This window comes from uncultured Zoogloea sp. (assembly GCF_937894855.1).
Lineage (GTDB): Bacteria > Pseudomonadota > Gammaproteobacteria > Burkholderiales > Rhodocyclaceae > Zoogloea > Zoogloea oryzae.
The window spans coordinates 1-8,356 of sequence record NZ_CALAYQ010000143.1; the positions used below are offsets into that span (position 1 = coordinate 1).

18 protein-coding genes are annotated in these 8,356 nt (G+C 66.7%); all 18 read right to left on the reverse strand.

Going from position 1 to position 8,356, the window contains the following annotated elements; all coding sequences use genetic code 11:
* Nucleotides 1-211 (reverse strand): hypothetical protein (locus Q0672_RS16195; protein ID WP_298623872.1); only part of this gene is annotated, 211 nt, incomplete at its 3' end.
* Nucleotides 208-405, reverse strand: coding sequence for a hypothetical protein (locus Q0672_RS16200; protein ID WP_298623874.1), 198 nt, complete (start codon nucleotides 403-405; stop codon nucleotides 208-210). The genes Q0672_RS16200 and Q0672_RS16195, both read right to left, overlap by 4 nt.
* Nucleotides 406-467: 62 nt before the next feature.
* Entirely contained in the window at nucleotides 468-2,174 is a 1,707-nt protein-coding gene (locus tag Q0672_RS16205) for a DNA cytosine methyltransferase (RefSeq protein ID WP_298623907.1), read from the reverse strand.
* 711 nt (nucleotides 2,175-2,885) lie between these two features.
* Entirely contained in the window at nucleotides 2,886-3,161 is a 276-nt protein-coding gene (locus tag Q0672_RS16210; protein ID WP_298623876.1) for a hypothetical protein, read from the reverse strand.
* Entirely contained in the window at nucleotides 3,158-3,355 is a 198-nt protein-coding gene (locus Q0672_RS16215) for a hypothetical protein (RefSeq protein ID WP_298623878.1), read from the reverse strand. The genes Q0672_RS16210 and Q0672_RS16215 overlap by 4 nt, the downstream gene beginning before the upstream one ends.
* Nucleotides 3,352-3,540 carry a hypothetical protein gene (locus tag Q0672_RS16220; RefSeq protein ID WP_298623880.1) on the reverse strand — a complete coding sequence of 63 codons (189 nt, stop codon included), beginning with the start codon at nucleotides 3,538-3,540 and terminating at the stop codon, nucleotides 3,352-3,354. The genes Q0672_RS16215 and Q0672_RS16220 overlap by 4 nt, the downstream gene beginning before the upstream one ends.
* A complete protein-coding gene (locus Q0672_RS16225; protein ID WP_298623882.1) occupies nucleotides 3,537-3,821 on the reverse strand; it encodes a hypothetical protein in 285 nt (94 codons plus the stop codon). The genes Q0672_RS16220 and Q0672_RS16225 overlap by 4 nt, the downstream gene beginning before the upstream one ends.
* Nucleotides 3,818-4,423 carry a hypothetical protein gene (locus Q0672_RS16230; protein ID WP_298623884.1) on the reverse strand — a complete coding sequence of 202 codons (606 nt, stop codon included), beginning with the start codon at nucleotides 4,421-4,423 and terminating at the stop codon, nucleotides 3,818-3,820. Before Q0672_RS16230 ends, Q0672_RS16225 begins: the two co-directional genes overlap by 4 nt.
* A gap of 393 nt (nucleotides 4,424-4,816) precedes the next feature.
* A complete protein-coding gene (locus Q0672_RS16235) occupies nucleotides 4,817-5,284 on the reverse strand; it encodes a hypothetical protein (RefSeq protein WP_298623886.1) in 468 nt (155 codons plus the stop codon).
* Complete coding sequence (locus tag Q0672_RS16240; RefSeq protein ID WP_298623888.1) at nucleotides 5,284-5,451, reverse strand: hypothetical protein; 168 nt, start codon at nucleotides 5,449-5,451, stop codon at nucleotides 5,284-5,286. The genes Q0672_RS16235 and Q0672_RS16240 overlap by 1 nt, the downstream gene beginning before the upstream one ends.
* Nucleotides 5,448-6,362, reverse strand: coding sequence for a phage recombination protein Bet (bet, locus tag Q0672_RS16245; protein ID WP_298623890.1), 915 nt, complete (start codon nucleotides 6,360-6,362; stop codon nucleotides 5,448-5,450). Before bet ends, Q0672_RS16240 begins: the two co-directional genes overlap by 4 nt.
* Before the next feature lies 1 nt (nucleotide 6,363).
* Nucleotides 6,364-6,867, reverse strand: a complete 504-nt coding sequence (locus Q0672_RS16250; RefSeq protein ID WP_298623892.1) for a siphovirus Gp157 family protein — start codon at nucleotides 6,865-6,867, stop codon at nucleotides 6,364-6,366.
* Nucleotides 6,868-6,950: 83 nt separating this feature from the next.
* Nucleotides 6,951-7,118 carry a hypothetical protein gene (locus Q0672_RS16255; RefSeq protein ID WP_298623894.1) on the reverse strand — a complete coding sequence of 56 codons (168 nt, stop codon included), beginning with the start codon at nucleotides 7,116-7,118 and terminating at the stop codon, nucleotides 6,951-6,953.
* Nucleotides 7,115-7,348 carry a hypothetical protein gene (locus Q0672_RS16260; RefSeq protein WP_298623896.1) on the reverse strand — a complete coding sequence of 78 codons (234 nt, stop codon included), beginning with the start codon at nucleotides 7,346-7,348 and terminating at the stop codon, nucleotides 7,115-7,117. Before Q0672_RS16260 ends, Q0672_RS16255 begins: the two co-directional genes overlap by 4 nt.
* Nucleotides 7,348-7,593: a hypothetical protein gene (locus Q0672_RS16265; protein WP_298623898.1), complete on the reverse strand. Its 246-nt coding sequence runs from the start codon at nucleotides 7,591-7,593 to the stop codon at nucleotides 7,348-7,350. Before Q0672_RS16265 ends, Q0672_RS16260 begins: the two co-directional genes overlap by 1 nt.
* The gene (locus Q0672_RS16270) at nucleotides 7,590-7,787 is read right to left on the reverse strand and encodes a hypothetical protein (protein WP_298623900.1); all 198 of its coding nucleotides are present in this window, start codon (nucleotides 7,785-7,787) and stop codon (nucleotides 7,590-7,592) included. Before Q0672_RS16270 ends, Q0672_RS16265 begins: the two co-directional genes overlap by 4 nt.
* 2 nt (nucleotides 7,788-7,789) lie before the next feature.
* On the reverse strand, nucleotides 7,790-8,116 hold the full coding sequence (locus Q0672_RS16275) for a hypothetical protein (protein WP_298623902.1): 327 nt from the start codon (nucleotides 8,114-8,116) through the stop codon (nucleotides 7,790-7,792).
* A gap of 3 nt (nucleotides 8,117-8,119) precedes the next feature.
* A partial coding sequence (locus Q0672_RS16280) for a hypothetical protein (RefSeq protein WP_298623905.1) occupies nucleotides 8,120-8,356 on the reverse strand: 237 nt, incomplete at its 5' end.

Consider the following 8,356-nt stretch of genomic DNA (forward strand, 5'->3'; position numbering starts at 1 on the left):
TGTAGAGCGGCGGCAAGGCGCGCTCGAGCACGTCCATCAGCGCATCCCGCGCGGCCACGTAGGCGTCATACGCCCGCCGCAGCGCAGTCCCAGGCTCACCATGCGCCCGCTCCGTGTAGCGCACGTCGCCCGCCCGCTCGCGCGGGAACGCCCGCTTGATCTCCGTCATCCAGCGCGCATCGGTGTCCAAGGCGTCGTCGTAAGCGGTCATTCCTCGTCCTCCAATTCGATCGTGACAGGCTCGCCTTGGCCCCAGGCGTAGCAGCCATCCAGAGTCGCAGCGAAATCGTCGTGCCGCAGGTATTCCTCCACGGCCGCATCGACCTCGGTGTCATACGCGATCTTCGCCGCGAGCAGCGCCCGCACCGAAGCCTCAAGATTCTCAGTCACCGCCTCGCCAGCCATGGTCTTCTCCTTGTGGATACGTGGTCTCAGTGCTGCCCCCGGCTCGCGGGGACAGGCTCAGATCACTCAGCTGCGTAGCGCGAGGCGCCCACGACCATGTCCGCGCAATTCGCCGCGACCAGCGCCTGGGCCAACGGCGGGCACACGCTGTTGCCGCAGGCACGGCCCTGCTTCTCCAAGGTCAGGGGATGCGGCGAGCCATCCGGGTTGATGCCCCGGTCGATGATGTAGCTGTCGGGAAAGCCCTGGGCCCGGAACCGCTCCCGCGGCGTCAGCATCCGCATCCCGATATCGACGATCGCATAGGGCTGGCCTGCGATCTCGACTGTCACCAGCCCGTGGCGCGGCTTGGTCGTGTCAGTGTGCAGGGGGTCGCTCAGCGGCGTGTCCTGATCGGTGCCGTAGTAGCTCTGGAGGAAGGCGGCAACGACGCCGGCGTGCGATCCCTGCGTGATGGTCCGCACCGGCAGATCGGCCGCGACCCCCTCGCGATCCGTGCCGCGCAGGTTCAGCATGCTCGCCGCCACAACCTGCTGCTGCGCGCCGGCGCCGGTCAGCGTCGAGAGAGGCTCGCGCGCGTCACGCCCCGCGCTGTTCTTCATGCGCTCGCCGCCATTATGCTGCGCTAGGAATGCTGAGACGAGCGAGGCGCCATTGCCCGTCGGCACGTCCACCGGCAGCGGCGCATCAACGCTCAGGCAGCGCGGAGCCTGTCCAGGCCTCTCGCCATAGCGAGGGACCAGATAGGGCGCGACAAGGGCGTTCTGGTCCTTGCTGGATGCCGTGATGGTGTGGAGCGGCGACTCGGCCGAGCGGTTCGCTCCGCCCTGCTGGGCATAGGTGACGATCGGCGAGACGAGCGCGTGCTCGCGCGATCCCGTCAGCGTGCCGAGGGGCCTTTCCAGAGGGTATTCCCGCCGGCCGCCACTTTCTCCATGCGCGACGGAGACGAGGAACGGCTGCGCCGCCTCGAGCACGTAGCGATGCACCCCGCGCGCGATCCGCGCCAGCGTAGCATCGGCCAGCGGCCGCTTCGCCCGAACGCCGTGCTTCCGCATGATCTCTTCGCTGGTGTCGAAGATGCTCGGGCAAGGCAGCGACCAGTCGATGATCTCCGCAGCGGTCCGCCATGGCGTCAACTTCCCGGCCCGCACCGGCAGGCTATCCGGCGCGCCATGCGTCGGTTTCGGCCAGACGATCGGCCGCTTGTCCCGCCGCGCGATCACGAACAGCCGCTTGCGGATCGTCGGCGCGCCATAGTCGCACGCGCGCATCTCGCGCCACTCGACGCGATACCCATGCCGCCGAAGCTCCTTCACCCAGGCCTTGAACGTCTCGCCGGCCCGCACCTTGCACGGCCGCCCATCCTCAGTCAGCGGGCCCCAGGTCTGAAACTCCTCGACGTTCTCCAGCAGGATCACGCGCGGCTTCACCCGCTTCGCCCAGAGGCAGACCACCCACGCCAGGTCGCGGATGTTCCGCTTCACCGGCGCCCCGCCCTTGGCCTTGCTGAAGTGCTTGCAGTCGGGCGAGAACCACGCCAGCCCCACCGGCCGCCGCCCCACCACGTCGAGCGGGTCAACCTGCCAGATGTTCTTGGACAGGTGCTCCGTATCGGGATGGTTCGCCTGGTGCAGTGCCAGCGCCGCCGCGTCGTGGTTGATCGCATAATCGGGGGAGCGGCCAAGGGCCATCTCGATCCCGGTGGAGGCGCCACCGCCTCCCGCGAAGCTGTCGATGATGAGTTCCTGCGCCGGCCGCGCAACCATGGTCACACCCCCGCCGACTGGCGCGCGGGGTATGCGGCCCGCTCAGCGTCCCAGGCATCCCGCGCGGCGGCGGGGGCGTCATTCATTGGGGCTTCTCCATGGTCGCGATGGTTCTCGGGTGCGGGCGTCACAGGTACCTCCACCGGGCCACTCCGTGGTAAATTCGGCCGTCTCTAACGTCGCGCCATTGGGCCTGGTACCAGCGGGCGATGGCCCACGGGAAATGGGGCACGCCTGAGACGGTTTCCTTCGGAGGATCCACGAATACGAGAACGGGAACCTTGGGTTTCTTCCCACATCTGCCGTGCCATCCGTCTGGGTTCACCCCGCGCGCATTCCAGAAGCCGATGACAGAGGCCGCGCACTCCGCATTGGTCTCATAGCCCGAAGCAGCCTCGCGCCACTTTGGCGACGGGCACTCGCCATCGCGAGAACACGATACCTCGAATGACAGCCCTTCCTTGTCGTCTATCACCCATCCGGCTTGCCCATCGGCCGTGCAGAAGGGGCATGGCAATGGTGGGTCTACGAAATCACTCATCGGGGCTTCTCCATGTCAGGGTTATCTCGGCCCGGCCGGTCGCCCGAGCGCGGCGGCAGGCGGCGTCAAGGTCGGCCAAGGCGACCTCGCATCTCCGCCGGGCGTGGCGCGGAATGATTTCCACGATGAACCCCCCGTCATCCGCCGGCGTGACTACCAGGGCGCGCTGTTCAGTCCCGGCAGTCGTCACAATCATCAGGCTCCGATGGAAGGGCGTAGATTTCGGCCTCGGCGCGCGCGGCTTCGGCGGGGGTCAGCTCGATCTCCACGCCGTCCGCGTAGGCGGCCAAATCCTCGATATTCCCACCTTCGGCCGGATACCCCGGATCATTCCAACTCGGACCTTTGGCGGGATAATACGGGGTCAGCGTGTAGATGATCTCCGCGTCGGTGTCGTCGTCGCGAGTGAACGGGCGCCGGTACTCGCGGGGGCGCTTCTTGGTCATAGCAACCCCTTCTCGGTTAGCAGACGCTCCGGGCCGGTCAGCGTGACGGTGCCACCTCGGCGGAATGGCCCATCCACCTCCACTTGGGACAGCGGCAACCATACGTCCTCGCCGTCCTCTATCTCGCGGACACAGACAGCCCTCTCGGTGCGGGTCTGGTAGATGACTTCGATGTCGATCAGGTCGGATTTCACGTCAGCATCCTCCAAACAGCCCAAGCCAGCCACGCGGCGATGGAGCCGATAGCCGCCGCGCCATAGAGCAGCATGTCCGCAGCGTCGGGCATCCCGAGAGCGTGGCGCGTGTCGGGCGAGGCATGGCGCGCGGCGAGGAAAACGGCGGCGGTTGCGGCGGCGGGGATGAGCCAGGAGGCGGTCATTCGGGGGTCTCCGGGCTGGCACGGGTGTAGGCGATGACGGACGTTGGGAAAGGATGATGCTCCACCGAGGTTGCGTCCCTCAGGCGTTTGATCTCCTCGCGCAGTTCGTCGATACTGCCGTTGCGCTCAGCGATCCGTTCTTGCAGGCGAGCGATTATGTCGCCCCGCTCGTCGTATGGCGCCTCACTCTCCCCGCCGGTCGAGCGGCACTCGCAGCGGCGCACATCAGGCGCATGGATCATCGAGCAGGCGGGGCATTCCCAGCCAAGGCGGGAGGTCATCGCGGGTCTCCTTTGTTGATCGCGGGGGCGTCACCCCATTGGGAAGCCATGGCGGCGGCGATACCGGGGAAGAACCGGCTCCGCTCCCGCCACCTGTCCGGGCCCGGCGGCATCCGGTGAACGCGCGCCTCGCGACCCGCCACAATGTCGGTCGGGGTCAGCGGCGGAAGGCCGCGCAGCCAGAGGCAGGTGCGCTTGGTCTCGCCGTGCCCGAATTGCCATGGCTGGATGCTCTGCGCGGGCGGCTGGTAGTCCCTGATCCTCGCCTTGGCGTGGCGGTGCATCACCGGGTTCTCGACACAGACGCGCTGGATCGGGGCGCACCAGAACGCCGAGAACAGCGCCGCCGCGTCGTCAAGCTCGGCCCATAGATCGCGCTCAGCGAGCCAGCGGACGCCGCTATTGCAAAGGCGAGTGCAGGGCGGATGGGCCACAATGAGCATGTCCCAGCCGTCATGCAGCAGGTCACGCGCGTCTCCGACGATGTGCCGGTTGCTCCGATCCTCGGCTGGCAGCAGATCGCACGACCATGCGTCATGCCCGCGCGCGGCGAATGCGCGCCGGACGATGCCGCTGAATTCGCAGGCGACGAGCACTTTCACCACGCCACCATCACGACGGTGATGAACGTCAGCCCGGCGCCGCAGCCGAGGACGATGCGGACGGTATCGGCGGTCATTCCGCGTCCCCCTCAAGAGCATGGATGGCCGCGCGTACCGCCGGCAAGTAGCCATGGTCCGCGCCATGTCTCGCCCGCCATGCGGCAGGGGCGTGATGCAGGCCGACCGGGGATGTTGCGTCATGGTGCGCCGCACAAAGCGGGATCGTATCCAGGTCCGAGGCTCGGCTCTGCGAATAGCGATCGTGGCAAACATGGTGCCCGATGCTCGGGCCGGGGTGGCCGCAGACGCAGCACGGAAGTTGCGCCACGCGCGCCATGTGCTGGCGGCAGGCTTTGGTTCCGCGCACCGGGCGCTGAGGCTTGGGAACGGCCATCATGCCGCGTCCTCCGGGGCGATCGTCGCGATAATGCCCGCGATCTCGGCCCACTCGGGCGACTGCGAAACCCATGGCGCCAGCTCGGCGCGGATCAGGTCGCACGTATCCACCGCGAACCGGTGGAATTCTTCCTCGCCCATCTTCGCGAAAGCGGTGCTTTTGTAGTCGATCGCCTGCATCGTGCCGAGCGTCGGGTGTTGCACGTCCACCAGGTCGAACCAGCCGCGCTTGAGCTTCACCCACTTCTTGAGCGTGTTGATATTGGTGCTGGCCGGGCCGCGATTGATCGCCCTCGCCAGTCTGCCCAGCATGAGGTGATAGAGCGCAGAGAACTTGCCGTTGCGGTCAAGATCCACGACGACGCGCAACCGCTCGCCGCGCGGGAATGTGCTCAGATCATCGGCAAATCGGGCATAGACCCGCAAGTGCCTGTCGTCCGTGCGTTCTGCCCAGACTGTCGTCATTAGCCCCAAAGCCCTATGTCATCGAGGAGCGCGGCGCGAACGGCTTCGTAAGTGATCCCCAGCGCGTCCGCCGTTTGCTGCGCCACGGCCTTGGTGTCGGCCAGCGCCACCCCGCCGGCCTCGCGTTCCAGCCGGCCGAACGTCTCCATAATTTCGGCGTGGCTCATGCCGCGCCTCGCGTCATTGGCGCTGTTTTGGCCTCCGTCGCCTTCTTGACTTCAAGAGCGTCGGCCGGCGCCGCCGTCCAGAATTGGGCCAGGGAGGCGCGGTTCTGGACCGACCATCTGTAAACGGCCTCCGCGTCATTATCTCGAATGAACGCCATGCAGCGGTCGGCGATTGCGCCGACAGGGACGCTTTCCAGAACGCCGGTATGGTCGAAGGCGAAGCTGATGCCGCGCCCGCCAATTCGCGCCACACGGGCGTTCTCGGCCTCCTGCGCCACTGCCTCCGATGCGGTCAGGTCCGCCTCGGCGCGGTGCATTTCCTCCTCGGCATAGATGCCGCCGAACTGATCCGGCCAGCCAGCCCGGAGCGCCTGCGCTTCGGCGCATTTCGTGATCATGACGATCGGCATCCGACCCCAATTGCCGTCTAGGGTTTGCTTGCCGGTCGGGCGCCATTCCTGATTTTCGTTCGCCGCGAACTCGTCCTTTACCGCCGCGAACTCGTCCCAGTATGCCTCGCCTATGACCGGGAACCACTCGCCCCGGTTGTCCTGTTGCCAGAGGCGAACGGTCGCCTTGACGATGCCCTTCGGGTTGGTTGGAGATACGAGGCTCGGGTCAATTTCGATCTGCGCCGGCTCGCTGGCCGGGCGATAGTTCTTGCAGCGCTGCGCGATCACCCGGTAGCCGTCGCGACTGACGATGATTGCCATCCGCCGCTTGGATTGGTCCTTCGCTTTCTTGTTGAAGACGATGGCGATGATCTGCTTCCGGAATGGGTCAAGGCCGTATGCGCGCGCCGCTTCGAAAAACAGATTGAACTCTTGCTCGTTGCAATCGGCGGCAACGGTGTTGCGGATCAGCGCGAGTTGCGCGCCGGTGAACCCACTTATCTGGATCGCGGTTGCCATGTCAGGCCCTCCGAATTTGGAGCGAGACGCCCCCGTTGGTTTTCCCGACGCCAGGGATTTCCCGAAGCTTCGCGGCGTCGTTCAGCGCCTTCTTGTCCAGAACTGGCGACTGCGGCGCCCAGAACTCGCTCGGGATCAGGCTTTCGTCGTTGACCACTACCTTGGGCGGGGTCGCCTTGAGCGAGAGCGTGGCAAGGGGAAGCCTGACCGATGAAAGGTCGGCCATCGCCATCGCCTGTTCGATGAGCGCGCGAATGCGGCTAGCGCGGGCGTCGGCGCGATGCCGGCGCTTGCCGATTTCCTCGACTTTCGCTTTGCACCCATCGGCGATGATTTCGCACTGGTCGATCTCGTCAATCGCAGCCGCTAGCGCTTCGAAAAGACTTGTCTCACCCTCGATCATGTCGTGGGCTAGCTCGGCGTCGTCGGTGCGAAGCTCCGCCAACAGATTTGCCGCGGCTATGCTTTGCCGGCTCAGCGCCTCAGCGGTTGCGTCTCGGGTCATCTTTCATCCTCGGGAAAAGCCCCCCGGCGCATGGCCGGGGGAAGTTGCCGGCCCATCGAAGCAAGGGCCGGTGGGGAGGAACCTCAGGTGGGGCGGCGCGCCCGCACGTCGCGCAGGTGCTGGCGGGCAGCGAGATACGCGCGGATCGCCTCGTCCTCGCTCTCCAGGTTGGCGAGACTGATCGCGGCGGACGCGGCCTGTACCTCGCGCTCGGCACGGCTGATCGCAGCGAGGTGGTCGGCGGGGGTCATCGGTGGTGCCTCATGAGTAGCTCGGTCAGGGCTTCCAGCGCCTCGGCGGCGTCGCCGTCCCGTTCGTGGATCGGCCGGTTGTTCACCGCGGCGAAATAGGACCACTCGGCAGGCGCCGGATGGATTGGCTCCATCGCCACGGGGTAGAACTCGACGCGCTCGCCATTCTCCAGCCCGACGAAAACCCGCGACGGGCGCCAGCAGTCGTCGAGCGTCGGTTTCGCGGGCATCAAATCCCCATCTGCGTGCGGCAAACGGCATGCAAATGCCGGTCCTCGGCAGCCTCGCGGCGGCGGTCGTTGATCGCGGTGATAAGCTCGCCGCTCACCTCGGGCGCCGGATCGCGCGGGTCGGCCGGGATGCGGTAGACGCGGTGCCAGCTTTCGTCTTCGAGGTCGGCGGCGGCTTCGTCGATGTCGCCATAGGCCTGCCAGTCCCATGCATCGGTCTGGACGACGATCGTCGGGGGGGTCACAGCGCGCCCGCCAGAACGAAGAGCGCATAGACGCCGGCCCAGAACAGCGCGCCGAGCGGGAACGCGCACAGCAGGCCGCGTATCAGGCCGGAGCTATCCGCCGGCTGCGTCAGTTCCGTGTTGCACTGGATCGTCGTCGCCCACGTGTCGGTTTCGCCGCGCGGGAATTCGATAATCTGAGCGGTGCTCTTCATGGTCACGCCCCGCACGTCATGAGGCGAGCGTCCAGAGAGGCGATTCTCCCTTTTTCCAAGGCGATCTGTCCGGACACGTCGCCGCCGGTCAGGCTGGCCACGGGAACGCCGATCAGGAAGACGCCAACCGCGTCACCGGCGACCGCGCCGTTCTGCTTGCTCGAAAGAGCGGCGAGGGACTGCGCGGCCTCATTGCGCTCGGCGGCGGCGCGGGCGCAGTCAATGCCGGCATAGGCGCTGCCCATCGGAACGGGCGCGATGCTGTTCGGCGACTGCGCACAGGCGGCGAGCAGGCCGGCTGCGAGGATCGCGGGGATGGTGGTGTGCATTGCCTACGCCTCCAATTTGACGGGCTGGCCGTCGCGCAAGGTGTAAAATGTGTCGGGCTCGATCCCGTCCCGGCCGGCGATCCCGGCCCAAACGTTGACGATTTCGTAGTCTTCGCCGCGCTCTACGAGGAACAGCGCGTTGCCCGCCGCGCCTCGGACGCTGCCCGACACTCCGCAGGACATGGCGGCGCCTTGGTCGCCCGTCGCGCTGGCGGCGCCTCGGTAGCCCGTCGCGCTGGC

Bases quoted from the DNA above. Each gene is read 5' to 3' on its own strand.
- Q0672_RS16200 (WP_298623874.1), bottom strand. From the start codon at position 405: ATGGCTGGCGAGGCGGTGACTGAGAATCTTGAGGCTTCGGTGCGGGCG.
- Q0672_RS16205 (WP_298623907.1), bottom strand. From the start codon at position 2,174: ATGGTTGCGCGGCCGGCGCAGGAACTCATCATCGACAGCTTCGCGGGA.
- Q0672_RS16210 (WP_298623876.1), bottom strand. From the start codon at position 3,161: ATGACCAAGAAGCGCCCCCGCGAGTACCGGCGCCCGTTCACTCGCGAC.
- Q0672_RS16220 (WP_298623880.1), bottom strand. From the start codon at position 3,540: ATGACCGCCTCCTGGCTCATCCCCGCCGCCGCAACCGCCGCCGTTTTC.
- Q0672_RS16225 (WP_298623882.1), bottom strand. From the start codon at position 3,821: ATGACCTCCCGCCTTGGCTGGGAATGCCCCGCCTGCTCGATGATCCAT.
- Q0672_RS16235 (WP_298623886.1), bottom strand. From the start codon at position 5,284: ATGACGACAGTCTGGGCAGAACGCACGGACGACAGGCACTTGCGGGTC.
- Q0672_RS16240 (WP_298623888.1), bottom strand. From the start codon at position 5,451: ATGAGCCACGCCGAAATTATGGAGACGTTCGGCCGGCTGGAACGCGAG.
- bet (WP_298623890.1), bottom strand. From the start codon at position 6,362: ATGGCAACCGCGATCCAGATAAGTGGGTTCACCGGCGCGCAACTCGCG.
- Q0672_RS16250 (WP_298623892.1), bottom strand. From the start codon at position 6,867: ATGACCCGAGACGCAACCGCTGAGGCGCTGAGCCGGCAAAGCATAGCC.
- Q0672_RS16255 (WP_298623894.1), bottom strand. From the start codon at position 7,118: ATGACCCCCGCCGACCACCTCGCTGCGATCAGCCGTGCCGAGCGCGAG.
- Q0672_RS16260 (WP_298623896.1), bottom strand. From the start codon at position 7,348: ATGCCCGCGAAACCGACGCTCGACGACTGCTGGCGCCCGTCGCGGGTT.
- Q0672_RS16270 (WP_298623900.1), bottom strand. From the start codon at position 7,787: ATGAAGAGCACCGCTCAGATTATCGAATTCCCGCGCGGCGAAACCGAC.
- Q0672_RS16275 (WP_298623902.1), bottom strand. From the start codon at position 8,116: ATGCACACCACCATCCCCGCGATCCTCGCAGCCGGCCTGCTCGCCGCC.